The 22,560-nt window shown below is 38.8% G+C and carries 15 protein-coding genes; 5 read left to right on the top strand and 10 right to left on the bottom strand.

The annotated features are described in order from the left end of the window. The first annotated feature begins 32 nt into the window (after window positions 1-32). Window positions 33-4,742: an NAD-glutamate dehydrogenase gene (locus ACFIK8_RS00995; RefSeq protein WP_375646898.1), complete on the top strand. Its 4,710-nt coding sequence runs from the start codon at window positions 33-35 to the stop codon at window positions 4,740-4,742. A gap of 861 nt (window positions 4,743-5,603) precedes the next feature. Here ACFIK8_RS00995 and ACFIK8_RS00990 read toward each other — a convergent pair. The 4 genes from ACFIK8_RS00990 to ACFIK8_RS00975 all read right to left on the bottom strand — a co-directional run bounded on the left by ACFIK8_RS00990 (window position 5,604) and on the right by ACFIK8_RS00975 (window position 10,729). Continuing rightward, window positions 5,604-6,659: a DUF2125 domain-containing protein gene (locus ACFIK8_RS00990; RefSeq protein WP_375635464.1), complete on the bottom strand. Its 1,056-nt coding sequence runs from the start codon at window positions 6,657-6,659 to the stop codon at window positions 5,604-5,606. Between the two features lie 422 nt (window positions 6,660-7,081). Then, a complete protein-coding gene (locus tag ACFIK8_RS00985; RefSeq protein WP_375635311.1) occupies window positions 7,082-7,828 on the bottom strand; it encodes a glutamine amidotransferase in 747 nt (248 codons plus the stop codon). Between the two features lie 145 nt (window positions 7,829-7,973). Further along, window positions 7,974-9,533: a heme biosynthesis protein HemY gene (locus tag ACFIK8_RS00980; RefSeq protein WP_375635312.1), complete on the bottom strand. Its 1,560-nt coding sequence runs from the start codon at window positions 9,531-9,533 to the stop codon at window positions 7,974-7,976. Between the two features lie 11 nt (window positions 9,534-9,544). Then, window positions 9,545-10,729, bottom strand: coding sequence for a mitofilin family membrane protein (locus ACFIK8_RS00975; RefSeq protein ID WP_375635313.1), 1,185 nt, complete (start codon window positions 10,727-10,729; stop codon window positions 9,545-9,547). A gap of 385 nt (window positions 10,730-11,114) precedes the next feature. Here ACFIK8_RS00975 and tsaD point away from each other — a divergent pair, with 385 nt between their 5' ends. From tsaD to ACFIK8_RS00960, 3 genes are all read left to right on the top strand, one after another. Continuing rightward, window positions 11,115-12,209: a tRNA (adenosine(37)-N6)-threonylcarbamoyltransferase complex transferase subunit TsaD gene (gene tsaD / locus ACFIK8_RS00970; RefSeq protein WP_375668855.1), complete on the top strand. Its 1,095-nt coding sequence runs from the start codon at window positions 11,115-11,117 to the stop codon at window positions 12,207-12,209. Window positions 12,210-12,818: 609 nt separating this feature from the next. Then, a complete protein-coding gene (locus ACFIK8_RS00965; RefSeq protein WP_375635314.1) occupies window positions 12,819-13,253 on the top strand; it encodes an EVE domain-containing protein in 435 nt (144 codons plus the stop codon). A gap of 793 nt (window positions 13,254-14,046) precedes the next feature. Then, complete coding sequence (locus ACFIK8_RS00960; protein ID WP_375668854.1) at window positions 14,047-14,727, top strand: response regulator transcription factor; 681 nt, start codon at window positions 14,047-14,049, stop codon at window positions 14,725-14,727. A 143-nt stretch (window positions 14,728-14,870) separates the two neighbouring features. Here ACFIK8_RS00960 and ACFIK8_RS00955 read toward each other — a convergent pair whose 3' ends face one another. The 5 genes from ACFIK8_RS00955 to argH all read right to left on the bottom strand — a co-directional run bounded on the left by ACFIK8_RS00955 (window position 14,871) and on the right by argH (window position 21,325). Continuing rightward, complete coding sequence (locus ACFIK8_RS00955; RefSeq protein ID WP_375646904.1) at window positions 14,871-15,641, bottom strand: class I SAM-dependent methyltransferase; 771 nt, start codon at window positions 15,639-15,641, stop codon at window positions 14,871-14,873. A 222-nt stretch (window positions 15,642-15,863) separates the two neighbouring features. Then, the gene (locus ACFIK8_RS00950; RefSeq protein WP_375646906.1) at window positions 15,864-18,293 is read right to left on the bottom strand and encodes a TIGR02302 family protein; all 2,430 of its coding nucleotides are present in this window, start codon (window positions 18,291-18,293) and stop codon (window positions 15,864-15,866) included. A gap of 116 nt (window positions 18,294-18,409) precedes the next feature. Continuing rightward, window positions 18,410-19,684 carry a diaminopimelate decarboxylase gene (gene lysA / locus ACFIK8_RS00945; protein ID WP_375635318.1) on the bottom strand — a complete coding sequence of 425 codons (1,275 nt, stop codon included), beginning with the start codon at window positions 19,682-19,684 and terminating at the stop codon, window positions 18,410-18,412. 9 nt (window positions 19,685-19,693) lie between these two features. After that, window positions 19,694-19,873, bottom strand: a complete 180-nt coding sequence (locus tag ACFIK8_RS00940) for an LPS translocon maturation chaperone LptM (protein ID WP_375635319.1) — start codon at window positions 19,871-19,873, stop codon at window positions 19,694-19,696. A 51-nt stretch (window positions 19,874-19,924) separates the two neighbouring features. Then, window positions 19,925-21,325 (bottom strand): argininosuccinate lyase, encoded by a 1,401-nt coding sequence (gene argH, locus ACFIK8_RS00935; protein WP_375668853.1) that lies wholly within the window; start codon window positions 21,323-21,325, stop codon window positions 19,925-19,927. A 32-nt stretch (window positions 21,326-21,357) separates the two neighbouring features. On the opposite strand from argH, the gene ACFIK8_RS00930 reads away from it, so the two are divergent. Further along, window positions 21,358-22,053, top strand: coding sequence for a TlpA disulfide reductase family protein (locus ACFIK8_RS00930; RefSeq protein ID WP_375635321.1), 696 nt, complete (start codon window positions 21,358-21,360; stop codon window positions 22,051-22,053). A gap of 1 nt (window position 22,054) precedes the next feature. On the opposite strand, the gene ACFIK8_RS00925 is transcribed toward ACFIK8_RS00930, so the two are convergent. Beyond that, complete coding sequence (locus ACFIK8_RS00925) at window positions 22,055-22,531, bottom strand: YaiI/YqxD family protein (RefSeq protein ID WP_375635465.1); 477 nt, start codon at window positions 22,529-22,531, stop codon at window positions 22,055-22,057. Window positions 22,532-22,560: the final 29 nt, after the last annotated feature.

Below are 22,560 nucleotides of genomic sequence, written 5' to 3'. Positions count from 1 at the left end.
AAGACCCCTAAGAGCAAAAAGGGAGAGTGGATGTGTTGCAACCAAAAAAAACAGAAACAAAAAACACCCAAGATAAAATAGAACAAATCCTTTTTGCTCAAACCGATGAAGAAGATATTGTTTATTACGAAAATAAAGAACTTCAAAAAGCCGCAGCCGTCGCAGTAAAAGCTTTTAATCTCCATCAGACGGGAAAAAATACTATCTACTTTGAACAAAATTTGACCCGTAATAACAAGCCTATAACCGCTATCACGCTTGTCAATGATAACAAACCCTTCCTTCTCGATTCTATTTTAAATGTTTTCAATCAACACAAAAACCATATCTATTTGATTGCGCATCCTATTCTTGATTGTGCTTCTGGAAAACGCATCAGTCTGATGCAAATTCACATCGAGTCATTAAACAAACAGCAAATACAAAAACTTGAAAATGAACTCACCTTAGTTCTTGAACAGGTGAATGCTGCTGTACAAGACTGGAAGCCTATGCTTGAAGAAGTTAAAAAGCATATTCATGCCTACCAAATAAGTCTTCCCCCGCACTACAAACAAGAAGGCGAAAAAGCTATTGAATTTCTTCACTGGCTAATGGACGATAATTTCATTTTCCTTGGTATGCGCACCTACAACTTCATCAAAGACCAAAAACCCCTAAAATCCTTTACAGCGAGTAATATTGAACTTGGTATACTCACGGATGCTTCTATTCATATTGTTGACGATGAAAGTATGAAAGAACCTCCTCAAGAAGTTTTATCCTTCATGGAAAGCGATAATCTGTTTATCGTGACAAAAGCTAACAGCCGCTCCAAAATTCACCGTTCTGTTTGGCTCGACTATATTGGTCTTAAAATCTTTGATAAAAAAAACCAACTCTGTGGAGAATTACGCATTGTAGGGCTTTTTACCTCCTCAGCTTATACACGTTCTATTTTGCAAATTCCTTTCTTAAAAGAAAAAGCCCAAACTATTATTCAACGTCTTGGACACAATCACGCCGATTATTCAGGAAAAGCACTTATCAGTGCTTTAGAAACCTATCCAAGAGATGAAATGTTTCGCTCTGATGTTGATACATTGACAGAAAACACCAAACTTATTCTACAATTAGATGAGCGCCCACGTTTACGGGTTCTTGCCCACACTGATTCTTTTGGGCGCTTTGTTTCTATACTTGTCTACGTACCGCGTGACCAATATAGCAGCAGCCTGCGTGAAAAAGTTGGCGAACATTTTGTTGAGCTCTATAAAGGCGACTTTTTTGAATCTTATCCGCTATTTTTGGAAAGCACCCTTATACGTGTCTATTATATCATCCATCGCAAAGGAAACGAAACTGTTCCCCTTCACGAGCGCTCCACACTTGAACAACATGTACGTTCGATTGCACGAAGTTGGGAAGACAGCGTTCAAGCCATCGCTCTTGCCCAGAAAACAACAGAGCAACAAACACGTCTAGCCAGCGAATTTCCCAACAGTTATCGTGATTTATTTTCAGCTGAAGACGCTATTAACGATGCCGGACATATTTTAAATCTTCATGATGAGAAGCCCCTTTTCGTGAACTTTTATCACGCACAAAACAAAGAAAAACGTACCATTTCTCTTCGGCTTTTTCACCGCCATGAAGCTCTTGCCCTTTCCAAACGTGTACCACTCCTTGAAAATATGGGATTTCGCGTTATCGCTGAACAAACCCTTGAATTACCAGATGGCTATGGGCACTCTGTGTATCTTCATGATATGCAGCTAGAAAGCACTTTCCAACTCTGTATCGATTTTGAAAAAAACGGTCAAAAACACGCCGAAACCTTTGAGGCCATTTGGGCACAAAATGCTGATAATGACGCTTTTAACGCGCTCACCCAAACAGCTGAACTTGATTGGTATGAAATTGTTATTTTGCGCCATTATGGGCGCTATCTCCAGCAAGCTGGTATTCCTTATTCGCAAGATCGCGTTGCCCAAACTTTAAATGCTTATCCTGACATTACCCAAGATCTTTATACTTTATTTCATTTAAAATTTCACCAAAGCCATACAGAAAAAGAACGGGAAAAAAGCCAACAGGTTATTCAAAAGCGTATTGGAGAAAAATTACGGAAAGTATCTGGTTTAGATGATGATCTCATCTTACGCCGTTATTGCAACCTTATCGATGCGAGTTTACGAACAAATGCCTTTACGCCTCTTGACGATGGAAGTCCACGGCGTATTTTAGCCACCAAATTAAATCCGCGCCAAATTGAGGGTTTGCCTGAACCACGCCCTTACCGAGAAATTTTTGTTTATGGACCGGAAGTTGAAGGGGTGCATTTGCGTTTTGGACCTATCGCTCGTGGCGGAATCCGTTGGTCTGACCGTGCATTAGATTATCGCACCGAAGTCCTCAGCTTAGTCAAAGCCCAACAAGTTAAAAATGCGGTTATCGTTCCTGCAGGTGCAAAAGGTGGTTTCTATCCCCATCGGCTTCCCCAAACAAATGACCGTGCTCTCATCGTAGAAGCAGCACGACAAGCTTATACAGACTTTATCACAGCTTTGCTCTCCATTACAGACAATCTGATTAACGGCAAAATAAGTTCTCCCCCCAATGTCATCTGTCATGATGACCCTGACCCCTATTTTGTTGTCGCAGCAGACAAAGGAACAGCAACTTTTTCTGATACCGCCAACGCCATCAGCCAAGCAAATCACTTTTGGCTCGATGATGCTTTTGCCTCTGGAGGCTCAGCAGGTTACGACCACAAAGCCATTGGTATTACAGCCAAAGGTGCATGGGAAGCTGTCAAAAGACATTTTAGAGAAACATTTGATCAGGATATTCAAACAACGTCCTTCACCTGTGTCGGTGTTGGAGACATGTCTGGCGATGTCTTTGGTAATGGGATGCTGCTTTCCAAACAAACAAAATTGATTGCCGCTTTTGATCACCGCGATATCTTTATTGATCCAGATCCAAGCATAGACGAAAGCTATGCAGAGCGTATGCGCCTTTTTAAACTTCCTCGCTCCAGCTGGCAAGATTACGATCAAAGCAAATTATCAAAGGGCGGTGGCATCTTCTCACGAAAAGAAAAAACCATTACTCTCTCACCTGAAGCAGCACAAGCCATTGGTTTTGAAAAACAAACAGGAACACCCTTTGAAATTATTTCTGCTCTTCTCAAAGCCCCTGTTGATCTTTTATGGTTCGGCGGCATTGGTACTTATATCCGCGCAGCAACAGAAAATGATGCCCAAGTAGGTGATCGTGCAAATGATGCGATACGCATTACCGGAGAGCAAGTGCGTGCAAAAATTATTGGCGAAGGGGCTAATCTTGGTGTTACACAACGTGGACGGATTGAATATGTCTTAAATGGTGGTCGATGCAATACGGATGCCATTGATAATTCTGCTGGTGTGAATTGTTCTGATATTGAGGTCAATCTCAAAATTGTTCTTGCATCAGCACTACGCGCCAAAACATTAACCCGCGAAGAACGCAATAAGCTCTTGAAAAAAATGACACCTCAAGTCGAGCAACTCGTCTTGCGCAACAATTATCTACAACCCCTTGCTCTTTCTTTGGCGGAAAATCAAAGCACTACTGATTTGCCCTATCAAATACGCTTTATGCACGATTTAGAACAAAAAAAGCTTCTAGATCGTAGAGTTGAAATACTCCCTGATGAGCAAATTTTACGACAAAGAACAACCCAAGGCAAAGGTCTTCTCCGTCCAGAACTCGCTGTTATTTTTGCGTATGCTAAATTAACCTTAAAAGAAGAAATTGCTAATAGCCCCATTGTTGATAATCACTATTTCAATACAACCTTGCTGAACTATTTTCCAACACAAATTCAAGAAAATTTTAAGAAGGAAGTCATTAACCATCAATTGCGTCGTAATATTATAGCAACGCTGATTGCCAACGATATTGTAAATCGTGGAGGCCCCACTTTTGTTAATAGACTACACGATGCAACAGAACAAAAAGCTGAAAATATTATTCGCGTTTTCATTGCCATTCGCGATGGTTTTGAAATTCCTCAATTGTCTGAGCAAATTGATAAGCTTGATAATAAAATACCCGGTCTTGTCCAAAACAAATTCTACGCAGCAATGACCCCAATGCTCTTTGAAACAACCAATTGGGGTTTACACAACATAGATCTCTCACGTCCATTAGAAGAAATTGTAAAAACAATAAAGCAAGCCCGTAGCGTTATTGAACAAGAGCTTATGCATTCTCACGACAACGATATTAAGCAAAAAATTGAAGAAAAAGCATTACACTACAGCGAAGAGGGAGCACCAAAAGCATTAGCGAAACAATTAGCTCTCTTAGAAGCTGCTTCAACAATCTGTGATATTTCTTTAATTGCAAAAAAAAGCAACAGTGATCTTATTAAAACCGCAGAGATCTATTTTTCACTTGCGCAAATCATTCGTATAAACCGCATTAACGAAGCAAGTCGTATAATTCCTGTAGTAGATTATTATGATAGTATGGCTTTAAGCCAAGCAAAAGAAAATGTTTCTGAAAGCTTACGGCAAATCGTTATGAAAATCCTCAAAAATTATGGAAAGAAAAAAGATCCTTTTGACACTTGGAAAAAAACAGAAGAAGATCATATTCACAAAATTACAAACCACATTAGTGCCCTTATTGAAAATGATCTCAATATTTCTCGTTTTACTTTTGCAGCAGGATTGATTTCTCAACTACAAAATACCGGCTTTCAAACCTAAAGCAAATACAAAACGACCCACTCAATCTCCCGTTCTATCCATCCATGACTAATCAGTAAGGAAAGAACGGAAGCGCTATCCCGCATTTTTAGACAAAGCACTTAAAATAAAAAATAAATTCAAATTTTACTGTCAAACATCCTTCAACATAAAAATATAATATATTGATTTACAATCATAATTTTATTATTTTTATGTTGAAGGAGAAGCTGATATTCTAAGTTTGTCTCATTTCAAATCTGTTTATATTCAATCAACTAAACGCATTTCCCCTTGCATATTGCAAATGGGAAAACCGTATAGATAAAAAATATTAAAGAAAGAACTAAATGCCCCTCATAAACCACCTCAAATGCCAAAAGCTGTATAAACATTAGGAGTGGGAAAATATAAATATGATGGTGCCCCCCTTAGCTTCTTACTCCATAAATGAAAAGATGGACGTCCATTTTCCCCTTTACAACTTCATATTCTCATCCAACTAGGCTGTTTTACCTATTTCAAAGGTCACCCTAAACAGACATATGCAATATACTCAAATTCCATACATAAAGAAAAAAGGTTCCTAACACGGCACCACACTACCTGTATAAAAAGGCAATTCAGCATACTTTAAAATGCCACTTTTTCCACACAAACACTGTTGCTATATGTAGTTTGACATAAGATTTTGTACTAAGTGAAAAGAGGTGGGATTAGTTAGGAGTAAGTGGTAATTTTTTATTTTTACAGCTATTTTTTTACCATTAAATACGCATTTTGTTAAAATAGATTTTGACACTCTAAAATTGCAAAAAAGTGTGAAAATCAGAAAAAATCGAAATTTGGTGGTAAAAATGAAAAAAGGCTTGGGTATAAAACCTAAAGTGGAGCGAGACGACCAAGTTTTAAAAAACCTAATTTTACCCACCCATTGTTAATGAGCAAGGGGAGAACGGGAGCGCCATCGGCATTTTTAGGCAGTGCACCCAAAATAAAAAATAACGCTTGAAGATTATTGTCCTGCGCGGGAAATAAGCGCTGCAAAGTGTTAAGAAGCTTCATGGGCTGAATATGGACAAGTTCGAATTCTGCTGTCAAATATCCTTCTTCATCAAAAGAAAAAGGTCCACTAATACGTAACCCACCGCCTGTATGAAAAGTCAATTCACCTTGCTTTAAAAGCCCACTTTTTCCATACAGTCGCTGTTGCCAATTTTTTCCTTCATCTTCAGACAAAAAAGAGATGTCATTTAAAATCACTTTCAAGTTACCATCAATTTTTGGGACATCAACAAAAGAAGATGTAAAAACCAGAGAAACATCAAAACCGTCAAAAGTTATATTTCCCAATAAATCATTATTTTCATGTTTCAGATCAAAGCGCAAAAATTCTGCCGTTATTTTTTGAGGCGTATCTTTTGTCTCTAACGGCTGAGTAATCATGTCATGCGTATTTTGCAAAGATGCCTGATCTTCTACATTTTCCTGTGTCGTTTTTTTATCTGTTGTTTGTGCTCCTAATGCTTCTTGAGGTTTTTTATCTTCAAGGGAAGAGGAAAGTGGTGAAATTTCAAGCCCTTCAGCTATAAACTTCAATGTTTTACCCGTTTTCCAATAAGGTTCTGTTTCAATAACCAAATTGCGCCAACGCGATACTATAGAAGTTTGTCCGGAAAAAACAATGGATGCAGGAGAATGAACATTAAACTCGACCAAATGAGGTGCATAAATTGGTGCACCAGCCGTCAAACGCCCCGTCGATAAAGAAACCCCATGTAAAGGCCAAGAAAATTGAAAATTGTCGCAAACAACACCGATACGTAAAGGATAACCATCCTTGCGCACATTCTCACATACCGCCGCCATATTATAGGAAGACGCTTTTGCAAATATATCAGAAACTTGCTCTTCTATTTTACGTGAAAAAAAAACCAGAGTGCGCTATAAATAAATATCAGAGCAAGACAAACGAGCCCACAAATTAAATAGCTCAAAGAAAATCTCTTTTGTGATGACGGTATTTGAAAGGATTTAGACAACATTAAAACTTTCTTTATCTCTTAACTTCCTCCCCACCCTAAAAAGGACAAAGATTCTTAACCACAGTCAGTTTATAAACAATACAACTTCTTAATCGACCGGATTTTATCTACTGATCACTTCAAGGAGTTCCTATACATCGTTCTAAAGTACAGTATCTCATAAGCCTAATCAGCAAGATCTTTTTAAGAAAATCCGTTACACTTTCTAACAAAAAATACCTCATGTGTAAAGTTTTACATGAGTTTTCTATCTCTACCTTAAACGATACTGTTTTACAGCACAACAAGAACGATAATGAATAGTGTTTCTAACACTCACACAAATGCGGGCGGTACACAAAAAATCTGTCGTAATGCACCTTCAAACCATTGGCTTAAAGCTTGATCATAAATTAAACGACCTTTCAAATGTGCACAAGCAGGTTGAGCACCTTTTTCAGTCAATTTATGTGCCGAACGCACGACCAAACGCCGCATCATAGCACGTGTAAACTCAGCATGAAATTGCAAACCCCATGCATTGTTTCCATAACGAAAAGCTTGTGTAGGATATGTATGCCCTGTTGCCAAAAGCATTGCCTCTTTCGGTAAATCATAAATACCTTCCTCATGGAAATGGTAGACCATTTCTGGCCAATTCATCAATTCCTTCCCTTGAGGGGTTGCTTCTAGTGGATACCAGCCGACTTCAACAGTCCCATCACTTCTTGTACCAACGCGCCCCCCTAGATTTCGCGCTAACATTTGTGCTCCAAGACAAATACCCAAAAAAGGCTTATTTTCCTTTAGTGATAACGAAATCCAATCAATTTCCTCACCAATATAGGCTTCGCTGTCATTCACACTCATCGGTCCCCCTAAAATAACAACACCGGCATAATGCTCTAATGTATCAGGGAGTTTTTGTCCAAAAATAGGACGATAAATATCAAGAACAAAACCATTTTGTTGTAAAAATTTTCCTAAACGACCAGTATAGGTAGACCGCCGATGAATAACAACAGCAATCCTTGGTTTGTTATTTTTTTGTTTTTTATCAAGACATCTCTGATTTAAAAACATTTTTTAACCAATCACCTCTGCAACTAAGCAAAACTTCATTTTTAAAGCATAAGAGAATAATTTTATTGGACAAGACTAATGATGTTTTTTCTTCTAGGTTAATTATTTCTTCTTAGAAAACACTCATATATCACATTGGCGCAATTTAAAATAAACGAAATTTTTTCCTCGATAAAGATGTTTCTTCTTCTGTTTTCACCCCTGGATCATCAACATTTAAGTGAGTTTGACTGAACATTTTTACATCTTGTTCTTTTATATCTTGTTTCTCCACCTGCACATTATGCAAAAGAGAATCGTCTATGGGTGTTAATTTTTCAAGCTTCTTATCTTCAACACCATCACTTTTTCCCATAACATACTCTTTGCCTTGCTTTTTCGGCACAATATTGTCCGCCTCTAATGTGAGAGAAGGCATACAGGGAGGCGCCTTCCATTCAAAACCGCCCAAACGTCCACTGATTGGAGAAACCGCTGACCAAGAAGAAAAAATGGACCCATCACACATCCATACTGGATCACGTTCAGCACGAAGTGCTAAAGAAAGCCATTGACGCACAGCACCTTGATTGTTTCCCTGTGCCTCTTCAATATCTGCCAACAATAAATAAACACTTTCCCGTGGATGACATTGTAATGCTTTTTTTGCCTGCTCTCTCGCTAATGCTGTTTCACCAGCATCTAAAGCTGCTTTAGCAATAAGGAAAGCCGATTCAAATGCATCTTTATTATAAGAAGCAAGTGTCCTAGCCCTTTTCAATCGCCCAATAGCTCCTTCTTCTCTTTCGAGATAAAGCGCCGCCAAATCAGGATGAGGATCCTTTTGCCAAGCCGCTATAATCATTTTATCCGCTTTACGCGTTTCATTTAACTTATAAAGAATATCAGCAGCAATAACTATTATTGGAACAAAATCAGGTGCCAATTTATGGGCTTTCAAAATGGCTTCACGTGCGTGTACAGGATGTGTATCAAACAAAGAAAGTGCCTGCCCACTTAATAGTAAAACCTGTATATGCTGCCGCTCTGGAGTCGCGCGAACAGAACGCGGAAGAGCTTTTTGCGCTCTTTCAAAAATAGTAAGTGCCTTATCCCATTTACCCTCAGTACTTAACCGATCAAGCACCGCCTGATGCGCCCATAAAAGTGCTGGCGATAAAGTCAGCGCCTCTTCGGCATATTGTTGCGCTGCCTCATAAGCTTTACTCTTCATCGCTTCACGAAACAAACCATAAAGTCCAACCAATTTTGTCGAATCTTCCTTTCTCATCCCCTCATAAAGACCGATGGCGCGAACAGAGTTATTTTGTAAAGACAAGGTTTGCGCTTGTAAGAGTTTTACCAATGGCTCTTGTTTTCCTGCAAGATATTTAGCAACCTGTGCTTCCATTTTTTGCGCAACCATACTATCACCAGCAAAAGTTGCAAGAATCCCCTTTGAAAGAGCTTCATAACCGCGCTTTTGATTGCGTTTATACAAATAATTGGAAAGAGCACGCGGTAAGGAAAAAAAGAAAGACAATAACCACCATAAAAGCACCAGCGTTACAAAAAGCAAAATAAGCACACTTAACACTGTAAGCAATGAAGCAGAAAATCTGAAATGCAAAAATGTAAGAACAAAAATACCATTGTGATTAGCAACCCACGCGAAAGCTAAACCGAGGATACAAACAACAAAAATATAAATAAAAACACGTATCATCTTGGGCCTATTTACATCTTTGTTGCCTTAAAAGATCCTTGTTGCACAGACAATAACAATTGCTGCAACAACTGTTGAATAGCAATATGTCTTTCAAGCTGCTTAACAAAATCCATTGAAACATCTTTTGCACTTTGAGGCAATGATTGCCATTCGCTCAAAGCCTTTTCGTAATCACCAGCTTGAATGGCAACTTCCATGCGTGCCGCAATAGCCCCCAGCGTCGTCCCTTCAACATTGCCAATCGGTCGCGAAACAATGAGCCCTTTTATCCACGCTAAAATTCGGTCAAAAAAACCAGCATCTGACGCAACAATATTTTGCGTACCAACAATTGCATCGGCAACATGAGAAAAATCAACAGAAAGTTGTGCTGAACTTGGAAGACCCACAGTAGCTGTTTTTTGCAACACATCAAGTCTATCAATCGAAGGCGATAATTGCTGTAACAGCTTTAATTCATTATTATAAGATCCACCACGCTCTATAGCATTTTTTAATGAACTAATTGCAGTAAAGAGCGCGGTATCTATTTCTTTTTTCTCACTATTTTTAACAGCAGTTTCTTCCTGTATAGCTTCTAACTGTTGTTTTAACGCAGCAAGATCATTTGCATTGCTCTGCCCAACAGACAAAGCCGTCTCTATCTCTTTCGACTCTCTAACAAAAGTTTGTATAGTTTCTTCAAGAGCTTTTACTTTTTCCTCTAAAATCGCAAAAGCTTTTTTGATTTCTTCTTTCGATAGTTCATCGTTTTTCGTTGTTTTAAACTGTTGTGATGAAAAAGAAGAAAACTCTGTTTTTAACGCATCGATTTCTTGAAACACCCGTCTCAATTGTTCCTTTGTGTCTTCACCTTGACTTTTTGCGGCTTCAGCAATCTGCAAAGCTTTTTCCCCTCCAGCAGAATTTTCCACAAAAGAAGAAGGAAAAAAACCAGCCCATTGAAGCCCCATAAAAATTCCCAAAGCAATGAATCCCCCCAAAATCCCAGAAAAGGACAAGAAAAACCAAGTTGTACGAGAGCTACTTTTATCCTGACCTTGCATATTCTGTTTTTCTCGCGCATGAGACTCTACAGAATCGTGGATTTTTTCCTCTGAATCATGGGGAACAGCTTCATGTTCAATAACTGGTTTCTTACGGCGCGTACCAGCATAATGTGGTTTAACTTTTGGTTTTGAAGAATCGACCATCTCTGTCACTTTTTGTGCACACTTTTTTTAATGATAAAATAATAAAATGAAAAAAGTTTTAAAAATGAAGCTTTTCTCAAATATCTTCGTTTGTTTTACATTCTTTTTATAAAGAGTATAACTTTATAGAGATTTTCCAAATCTCATTTTTTTCAATAATATTTACAATTATAGACTTTAATAGACAAGTTTTAAAAAACACATTTGCATTTTATACTCAAAAATACAGCTTTATTTTTTAATCAACAATATCATGAAATTCAAAGAAAATGCCAAAACACATATTTTTTCATAGAAAAATCAATTCTGAGAGAAATACTTTGCATCTTTTTCTGTTCATGGTACGCACGCAGAAAAGAAGCTTCAATATAAGGTTTTGTTTAAAATGCGTCTGCTGGGAATAGAAACAAGTTGTGATGAAACGGCAGCGGCTGTCATTGAATATAACAATGAATCAAACAGCCGAATTCTTTCCAATGTTGTTTGGAGCCAAATTGATCACCATGCACCTTACGGCGGTGTTGTTCCTGAAATTGCTGCTCGTGCCCATGTTGAAGTTCTTGATCATTTAATTCTGCAAGCACTAACAGAAGCAAACACAAAATTAAAAGATATTGATGGCATTGCAGCCACCAGTGGACCAGGCTTGATAGGAGGATTGTTGGTAGGCGTTATGAGCGCAAAAGCACTCTCTCTTGCCACTGGCAAACCATTTGTTGCGGTAAATCACTTAGAGGGACATGCTTTAACAGCTGTGTTAACGCACAACGTCAGCTTTCCTTATTTATTACTTTTAGTTTCAGGGGGTCATACACAAACAATCATTGTTCATGGAGTAGGTAACTACCAACGTTTAGGAACCACCATTGATGATGCATTAGGAGAAGCCTTTGATAAAACTGCAAAACTTTTAGGTCTTCCTTATCCTGGTGGACCAGCACTTGAAAAAGCAGCTTTATTTGGTGATAAAAATCGCATCCCCCTTCCACGCCCTTTAAAAGGTGAAAAACGGTTAGATTTTTCTTTTTCAGGACTCAAAACTGCTGTTCGACAAGCCGCAACAGCCATAGCTCCTCTTACGGAAAATGATATTGCTGACATTGCCGCAAGTTTTCAAGCCGCCGTGACCGATACAGTACATGATCGTATTCACCTAGCCCTACAACACTTTACCCACCAATATCCTCTCTCTCATGATCAAGGAAAGCGTTCTCCTGCTTTGGTTGTCGCAGGCGGTGTTGCTGCAAACCAAGCCATTCGTTCTACGTTGCAAGAACTTGCCTATCAACATGGTTTTGAATTTATAGCTCCTCCTCTTTCCTTGTGTACCGATAATGCTGCAATGATTGCTTTTGCCGGTGCACAAAAACTCGCACGAGGAGAAACAAGCTCTCTTGACATTGCACCCCGTTCACGCTGGCCATTAGATGAAAAAGCCACGCCCTTGATCGGGATGGGACGCCGTGGAACAAAAGCATAATAACACTGACGCCCCACACACATCTTAAAGAACGAAGATTTCTACTCAATCCGGTCTGTAGATAGTCCGAATTCCCTATCGAGCGGATTCCACCTGCTTCCCACTCACACAATTCACTTAATCCAAAGCTCGACACGCAAACCTAAATATGCACCACACATTCTAAAAAATTTCATGTTTCAAAAAACTGCCTTATATCATTACACTTCAAATGACGGTATTTTACGGCATAATAAGATCTATTCTCTCCCACGAAGTATAGATATGAAAACCATTCTTTGACCTCATCATCTTTGATCATCTATTCGTTTCATTGCCGTTGTAATCTTGAAGCTTTTTAGAATCAATTTTCTTAATTTTCTCCAAAAAACTCTTATAGTGACCGCATTTCAAACCATAGCTGAAAAGATAAACAAAGAGCAAAATACCTTTATACAACATGAAATATCAATGAATCGCGTTTCTCTGCTACACGTTATTTTGAAACAAGAAAAAACAGATAATGCCCGTTCTTTACCCCATTTTAAAAATCATCGTTGATGGTGTTACAAAGATGCTTATAAAAATGCACATGATGAATGCATAACAGTCTATGAAAAAGGAGAACTCATGGCTTATTGGCTTTTTAAATCTGAACCCCATAAATGGTCATGGGAGATGCAAAAGAAAAAAGGAGCTGATGGCGAACAATGGGATGGTGTACGCAATTATCAAGCCCGTAATAATATGCGCGCCATGAAATATGGCGATAAAGGTTTTTTTTATCACTCAAATAAAGGTTTAGAAATTGTAGGCATTGTAGAAATATGTGCTGAAGCACACCCTGATTCTACAAGCTCTGATCCACGCTGGGAATGTGTGGATATCCGCGCACTTTGTGACATGCCAACACCTGTTTCATTAAAACAAATTAAAGCCAATCCCAAGCTAGCAAATATGGTACTGGTTAATGCCAGCCGCTTATCAGTGCAACCCGTGACAGAAGATGAATGGAAAGAAGTTTGTTTGATGGGCAACCTTAAGATGGAAATGCTTTTATCTTAAAACAATAATTTTTATTCATTAGCTCATATAAAAAGATGCTTCATAGCATTGCATAAAAAACCTCTTTATGATGCATCTTTTCGGCATTGCTAAAGGCAAAGCTTACTCAACGATTATAATAAGCAACACCACAAACATCACACACAGACCCCTTCGCACACAAATGCAACGAAAAAACAAAACTGAACGTGGATAAAAAACAATAAAAATAACCGTGAAATTCTCCTAAACAGTGCATATGTGTAAGGTGTTGCACAGTTATCTTCACGCTTAAAAAACGCATCATATTGAGTGTTCATTGTTTTACATGTTGGATGAGAGCCCCTCATACCGCAGGATTCTCTCATTCCCAACCTGTTTATATTAAATCAATCAAAAGCTATTTTCTTGCACATTACAAGCAGGAAAAGTCCCGTATGGATAAAAAACGTGAAAGAAAGGACTAAAAATTCCTCTTATGAAGAGTCTCAAGTGCCAAGGTCTATCCGCAACACCCACGAGCTGGCAAAGTGTATGATAGTGCCGGCTTTATTTCTCCATAAGCGTAAAGATGATAACACTCAATAGCTAAAACACGTTCTAGAGCATAAACAAACGCTTCCAACCAATACGTAAAATACTCTGCAGACGGAAATACCTTCTTTTCGGCAAGCAACCATAGAAATTATAAAAGTTTATTTTTTAGAAACGCTCTTTTTTAATTTTCCTGTTTTAATTTTTCTTGCATGAAATCTCATTTTTCATGAAACTACTCTTTACCAATCAGTGCCTCAACATGCCTATAAGGAAAAACATGAACCACTATACTCTTTTAATTGTTGAAGACGATAATCTACGCCCCATTTTAGTAGAACAATTGCAAATGCATCAAGAGTTTGAAATTTTCCAAGCAAAAACAGCAGAAGAGGGAATGAAAATAATCCAAGAAGAAAATATTGATCTCGCTATTTTGGGACTTGAACTTCCTGATCTTGATGGTTTCAAAGCCGTGAAAAAATTACGCATCCAAGGATTTCGTGCCCCCATTATCATGATAACAAATCATGATACAGACTGCGATAATATTTTAGATCTTGAAACAGGCGCCAATGATTATGTGACAAAACCCTTTCGCTTTGCGGTGTTATTAGCGAGAATTCGAGCACAGTTGCGCCAATATGAACAAAATGAAGACGCAACCTTTCATATTGGCCCCTATACTTTTAAACTAAGACAAAAACTTCTTCTTGATCAATGCAACAATAAAATCTGTCTCACAGAAAAAGAAGCAGCAATTCTTAAATGTCTCTATTATGCTAATGATAAAATTGTCAGCCGTGAAACATTGTTAGAACAAGTTTGGGGTTATAATGAAAATATTGTTACCCATACTTTAGAAACCCATATCTATCGTTTGCGACAAAAAATCGAAAAAGATCCCTCCAATGCACAAATTCTCATTACGGATCAGAACGGATATCGTCTTAATCTTTAATTCGAGATTTACTATTTCAAAAACAATTTTAATATCTTAAATGAAAACAAAAACGAGATGAAAAAACCTTCACATATAATGTGCAAAAATTGAAATAAGGGAAGCCTTCTATATTTGCGGTTCTTATGCCAATGGCAGAATGATTAATTATCTTTATAAATTAAAATATTTCGCACTTGTGGTGATAAAGCAGGAATAAAAACACGTCGCGATTGACGACGCTGTACCAGCAAACCTTGATAAACACGTTTTTGTGCCTGACACATTAAGAGTCCACCAAAATAAGGCAAAAGATAGCGTGCAAATGGCTCATAAAAAAATGAGAACAACCGCGAAACATAACCCGTAGAGGGCATATAATGTACAATTTCTTGTATTGGCCCAGAAACAAAATTTGTTTTTTCGAACAAACGTGTAATTTGTTGCCGACTATAAGGCTCGCCATAACCAAAGGGCGTAGCAATACTGCGCGCCCAAAAGCCAGAGCGATTAGGTACAATAACGATCAAGTGGCCATTGGGTGCTAAAACACGCCATATTTCATTCAACGTTTCAAATGAATTTTCTGTATATTCTAATGCATGTACCAATAAAATACAATCAACTGACGCATCAGGAAGCGGCAAATCTTCTTCAAAAACAAGCGCTGTAGCAACTTGCTCAGCACAAGGCCAAGGCGAAGCACCCTGGGAAGCTGGCATAAAAGCAAAACATTGTTGGGCACGTTCACGCAATGTAGAAAGATAAGGAAGTGCATAACCCAACCCCATAATCCGTTTATCCGTAAGATTAGGCCACCATAAATTCAATTGGTCACACAGCGTCTTTTGCACACGCAGCCCAAGTGCAGAAGCATAAAAATCTTTCAGCGTAACGATATCCAATTCAACATACCATGTAGAAACAAATTCCAAACATTACAGATTTTCATATACCCAAATTATATGGACTTCTGCTCTTTTTCCGCAATAGCGAATATTTCAATATTTCATATTTTAAACTTAAATGATTAAAAAATCAGTACAGCAGGATGATTATTGCGTTACAAGCGCTTTAATCATTTTCTTGGAGATGAACCCCATAGAGGTTCTTCATACACTGTTTCTGACATCAATTAAGAAAAAAGCCAACACTGGTTAATTAAAATGAAGCAATCTTTCAAGATAGTTTTTTTCTTCTTCTGGAATATGCTCTTTACCAAGACGTTTGCGAATTTCATCCAAAATCTGCCGCGTACGCATTTGATCACTTTTTTGTGGTAGTGCCTCACCTTCTTGTCCTTCATCTGTTTTTGAAGAAAGTGGACGTCCTAACGGATCTTTAGGACCAGAATCAGCATTTTGATCATTTCCCGTTTCTTTGAGTGTCTCGCGCATTTTTTTCAAAACATTTTGTGCACCTTGCCTCAAAGATTCCAAAGCGTCAGACTGATTTTGTATAGATACCTGATGATTTCCATTATCAAGAGCATTTTCCGCAGAATTCATTTTTTCTTCTGCCCTTTTCAATGCGCCTCCTGTTTCAAATCCTTGTTCTGATAATTCTTTTTCTAATGTTGATAATTCAGACTGCAATTCAGCTTGACGTTTTTTTAAAGATTTTTTCTGTGTTTCCGGCACATTTTCTCCGCGTTTTTGTTCCATCTCTAACTGATGTGTTTCATTGAGAATTTCTTGCTGACGACGCATTAAATCTCCAAGCTGGTCCATCTTTTCTTTCATTTGTGCAGATTGGCTTTTTTCTCCCTCATTTTGATTGCCTTTTTGCACATGCAAATGATCAAGCGTCTGTTCAACTTCCGCCAAGAGTTGTTCAGCTGCTAAAGAAGAGCCCGTTTTAGCCATTTCCTCAATTAAATTTAGCTTTTCTTGTAGTGTAGCTTCAGAAAGATTGGTGCTTTTTGAGCTTTTAGAATTTTTAGAAACTTGAGTATCTGGTGCTTTTTCAGCCAAAGCACGAATATACTCATCCATAGCTTGACGTAAATCTGCCATAAGGCGTTCAATTTCTGCCGCTGAAGCACCGTAACGCAATGCATCACGTAAAGCAGCTTGTGCTTGTTTTAAATTTTTTTGCACGGATTCAAGCTGATTGTCTTCAATACCCAAAGCAATTTGCCATAAATAATCCACCACACCACGCAAATCCTCTTCTGTTTGTGCTAAAGAAAGTCTTGTCCACGCACTTTGTAGAACAAGAAAATGCATTACATTTTGCACCCCCCTTTCTGGACGCACAAGCAAAGCAGAAAGCATATCCAATACACGCTCTCTCGCAGAAGCATCAAGCGCTAATAAACGACGCGTTTCACTCACCGCACGCGCGACAGGATTTGAAAAAACGTGTTGCGGTAATGTCATAACAAAAGTTTTGCTACGCCCTTTCTGCCCCGCACCATCTTCTGCCACCAAAGTAATTTTGACTTGCGAACCCGCCCATGGATGCGCTGATATATCTTGCACCATCCGCATTTTCCCCTTTCCACCACGCGGAAGAAGAAGCTCTATTTCCGGAGCATTATAAAGAGAAGAAGCACTTTTATTCTGAGGAAGAAAAGGCTCTATTTCAACAAAAGCCTTTGTCACACCATAATCATCATCCACCACATATCGTAACTCTAACGATCCCGTTAAAATCCGCCCTGGTTTTTCCAGCCAATGAATTGTCGGAAGCGTGTCCTTGATCATCTGCAAATGCCACTGCTGTTTTTTACGACGTGATGATACAAATAAATTCATTGAATGATTTAAATGTGTTTCAAAATGAGCGATTGGATCATTCAAAGCTGTTTGTTCCGTTTTCTCTGAAAACGAAATTTCCCTCCCATCTTCTACAGACTTTGCTTTTACTGTAACGCCAGCCCCATTGACAACACGCACAACAACATTACTCCCTTCAGGGATTTCTAGTTGTGTTTTCTCATCTTTTGTCAAATAAATCGGTGCCACACCGGTATAAGCAGGTGGTGTTACCCAAGCATCAATCCGCATGAATTTTTCATCAACAACAGGACGAAAATCAAAGGCATCAGCCAAACGCCCCCCTTGTGAACCAAAAGAAAAACTAAAAGCGCAAACAAAAAGAAGAACACACAAAGCCCTCAAAGCCAAAGGATCATAATCCGCACTATTAAGAGAGATAAATCCAGTTTTTAAATGGTATAATTGTTTTGCCATTCGGCGTTGATGTTCACGCCAAATAACAGCACTAAAATCTTCATCATTTTCAGAACATAAACGATCTGTCTGAATATTCAAAGGCTGATGTCTAAGATCATTGACGCGTTCAAGACGGCAATTCACTTCCCGTATTGTGGGAAACCGAAAACGAACAAGAAAAAATAAACTCGCTCCAGCACAAACAAGTATAACCCCAAGTAAGAGCAAATGTGACCAATAGCCCAAAATGCCAAAAAGTCCCAACCAGCTAAACGAACAAAAGAGACTAACAACGAGGAAAAATGGCAACAACCGTACCCACATCCGTTCAAATGAAAGGATTCCCCACATCAAAATGCGCACACACAAAAGCTTCATTGCAAAGCCTTTGATGTTTTTATTTTTCATAAACAAGCATTTATCCCCTTTTATCGTGGTGCATTAAGATCATAAACCCCATACAAGACAATTTCTAGAAAATAAATTGTTTCATCAAAGTTTAGTAAAAATAAGACCAAAAACACTTAAGAATTCTCAACCCAATCAGGAATATGATCACATCCCATCAATTGAGCATAATCAAGACGTGGACGAATAACCGCATAACACGTATCTTGAACGAGAACTTCTGGGACCAAAAGTCGGCTATTATAAGTACTCGCCATCACAGCACCATAAGCTCCAGCTTGCGTAATTGCTAAAAGATCACCGGGTGCCAAAATCGGCAAGTAACGATCTAATGCTAAATAATCGCCAGTCTCACAAACAGAACCAACAATATCTGCACGAATAAGGGGAGCGTCTTTTGCTGCTTTTTTCACAAGGACGACATTTTGCCAAGCATCATAAAGCGTTGGACGCATCAGATCATTCATCGCCGCATCTACAATAACAAAATTCCGCCCTTGTCCCCTTTTTAAATAGAGAACAGATGTCATCAGTACACCAGCTTGACCCACAATGCTCCGCCCCGGCTCCACAACAATATTAATCCCTAAAGGAGCAATATATTTCTTTACCAGCGCAGCATAATCAAAAGGAGAAGGTACAGTATGTTGTTCACAACCATAGGCAATACCAAGCCCACCACCGATATCTATATGCGTTATTGCATAGCCATCGCTCCACAATTGACGCACACAATCTGCAATAAGAAGGAATGCCTCTTCAAATGGCTTTAAGTCACAAATCTGACTGCCAATATGCATATCAATACCGCAAACCTGCAATCCAGGTAAAGAGTCCGCTTTTTTATAAGCCTCTCTTGCCAACAACAATGGAATACCAAATTTATTTTCAGATTTTCCTGTTGTAATTTTCTTATGGGTCTTCGCATCAACATCTGGATTAATGCGCAATGAAACACGTGCTATCTTTGAAAGCGCAACAGCACGTTGAGATAACTGTTCAAGTTCCGGCTCTGATTCAACGTTAAAACAATAAATATCCTGAGCAAGAGCAAAATCTATCTCTCTCATGGTTTTACCAACACCAGAATAAACAATACGATGTGCCGGAATACCAACAGCAAGGGCGCGCCGTAATTCCCCTTCTGAAACCACATCAGCTCCCGCTCCATTGTTCGCTAAAAGCCGTAAAACTGCTTGATTAGAATTGGCTTTAACCGCATAAGCAAGCAGACTAGGCATCCCTTGAAATGCCTTTTTATAGTCTTTAAAACGTGTAACCAATGCATTGGCGGAATAACAATAAAAAGGAGTCCCCACCTCCTGCGCAAGAACAGCAAGTGAACAACCCTCAGCATGAAGCATACCTTGATGGTAAGAGAAAAAATCCACACTTTCCTCCTACTTTATCAAACGATCAAGAATAAAAGGTTTATCACCTTCACTTTGAGTAACAGATGTTCCTTGCACAGACTTTTCCACACTTGTAAGAGGCATTTCCAATGACCCTTTACGCCCACACCCAGCGACACAAACGCCTCCTAAAAGGACAATCATCAACCCCTTTAATATAATTTTCATCTGTCCTCTTTCCTCATCTCGATCTCTTTTTTACCTTTAAAATACAATCACTCAAGCGCTCACAAGACGCTTTTTCCAATACGTAATTTGCCGAAGAACCTCTGAAGGTGCTGTTCCCCCAAAGCTTTTGCGACTTTCAACAGATTTTTCAACGGTCAAAACATCAAAAAGTGTCGCATTGATATTAGGACAAATTGCTTGAAGTTCATCCAATGATAAATCCTGAAGGCGACACTGTTTTTTTTCTGCTAATGCCACAGCACGCCCTGTAATATGATGTGCTTCGCGAAAAGGAATCCCTGATTCGCGTACAAGCCAATCAGCAAAATCGGTTGCAGTTGCATAGCCAGAATCAGCGGCTTTTTTCATAGCTTCTTTATTAACTTTCAAATCAGCAATCATCCCTGTCATTGCTGCTAGTGATAATTCCAAACTCAAAGCCCCATCAAAGACATATTCCTTATCTTCTTGCATATCCTTCGAATAAGCAAGGGGTAACCCTTTCATCACCGTTAACAGCCCCATTAATGCGCCATTCAACCGTCCTACTTTAGCCCGCACAAGTTCGGCAGCATCAGGATTTCGCTTTTGCGGCATGATAGACGAACCAGTTGAAAAAGCATCTGATAAACGAATAAAATAAAACTGTTCACTTGACCAAAGAATTATTTCTTCTGCTAAACGTGAAAGATGTGTTGCACAAAGAGCGCCAGCGCTTAAAAATTCCAATGCAAAATCACGATCTGAAACACTATCAATCGAATTGCGTGTTGGTTCTCGAAAGCCTAGCGCTTTTGCTGTCATAAAACGGTCAATTGGAAAGCCTGTCCCTGCTAAAGCAGCCGCCCCTAAAGGCGATTCATTCATTCGCTCAAGAGCATCACGCATCCGCGATAAATCTCGACCAAACATTTCAACATAAGCCATCATATAATGGCCAAATGTTACCGGTTGTGCTGATTGTAAATGCGTAAAGCCTGGCATAAAGATATCAACATGTTGTTCTGCTCGAATAAGCAATTGCTCTATCAATCCTTTTAAAGCTTGTGCTATCTTTTGCGTTGCTTCACGCACCCACAAGCGAAAATCAACAGCAACTTGATCATTGCGTGAACGCGCCGTATGCAAACGCCCTGCTACAGGACCAATCAATTCGCTCAGCCGCGCTTCAATATTCATATGAATATCTTCAAGCTTTCGTGAAAAAACAAATTTACCGTCTTCAATTTCTTGGCAAATAAGTTTCAAACCATGAACAATTTTTTTATAATCTGATTGTGAAATGATTTTCGTTTGCGCTAACATAGCCGCATGAGAAAGGGAACCTTCAATATCTTGTCGATAAAGTTTTTGATCAAAATCAATTGAGGCATTAATTTCTTCCATAATTGCAGAAGGACCTGCCGCGAACCGACCACTCCACATTTGGTTCTTTAACTTCTCATCTGTCATATTCTGAAAACACCCATACAAAGGACAAAATTATGATTTCTCAAATTTTCACCAGCGAAAAAAACAATAAAAAAAGGCAATTCTCCCTTGCATTCTTTATCATTGCATTGAGTTTATACGCAACCACAAACTACGATAACAAAAGAGAGTCTTTCCTTTTCAATTTCATTTCAGCAGCAAAAGCACAAAAAATAAACATTGATAAAACACGAGAAGAAAAAATGATGGCAATCCGAAAAGCAGCAAAAGGCTTTTTTAGCCACATACGATTTGCTGATACGCCCTCAGATATGAAGAAACTCTCTTTCAAGGATATTCAAGGAAAAGAGCACACACTCAGCGAATTTATTGGAAAACCGATGCTGATCAATCTATGGGCTATTTGGTGTGCACCTTGCCGCACAGAAATGCCCGAACTTGCGCAATTAAAACACGAATTAGGTGGAGAAAACTTTGATGTCATAGCTATTAATATCGATAAAACTGCTTCTCCTGAAAAAATTCAGCAATTTTTACAGAATATTCATGCGAATAATTTGCTTTACTATCGCGATGAAACAATGGATATTTTCAACAATGTTAGAAAACAGGGGCTTGCTTTAGGACTCCCCATTACATTTCTCATCGATAAAGAGGGATATCTCATTGCTTCCTTCAATGGTGCAGCTCCATGGGCCAATGACGATGCCAAAGCACTTATAAAAGCTGTTATAAAAGAAGCCCTATAACCTAATAACCGCGTCTTTTTAAACGTTGTATAACGAGATCCAGTGCTGATAAAAAAGCAGAACGGTCTTTACGACAAAAAGGACGGAGACCACCCGTTATACTGCCCTGTCCCCGCAAATCTTCCATCAAATTGCGCATCGCCAAAGCCTGACCAATTGAATTTACATCAAAAATACGCCCCGTTGGCGAAAGACAAAAACCCCCAGCTTGCACAACCCGTGCTGCTAAAGGAATATCACTGGTAATAACAATACTTGCCTCATGCACATGTTCTACGATCCAATCATCAGCACCATTGAATTCACCAGCAACGACCACTCTTTCAATGAGTGCTTCATCCGGAAGGGACAAAAAACGATTTGCCACAACAAATGTCTTAAGCTGATAACGATTCATCACACGATAAACTTCATCTTTTACAGGACAAGCATCCGCATCAATCAACAAAGTGATAGCAGGCTTTATTGGGATATTCATACCTTGGCTTTCACGCAATAGTTAGGTTC

The sequence above is a fragment of the Bartonella sp. MR168JLCBS genome (genome assembly GCF_042194175.1).
This window is presented reverse-complemented; position numbering and strand designations above follow the sequence as displayed.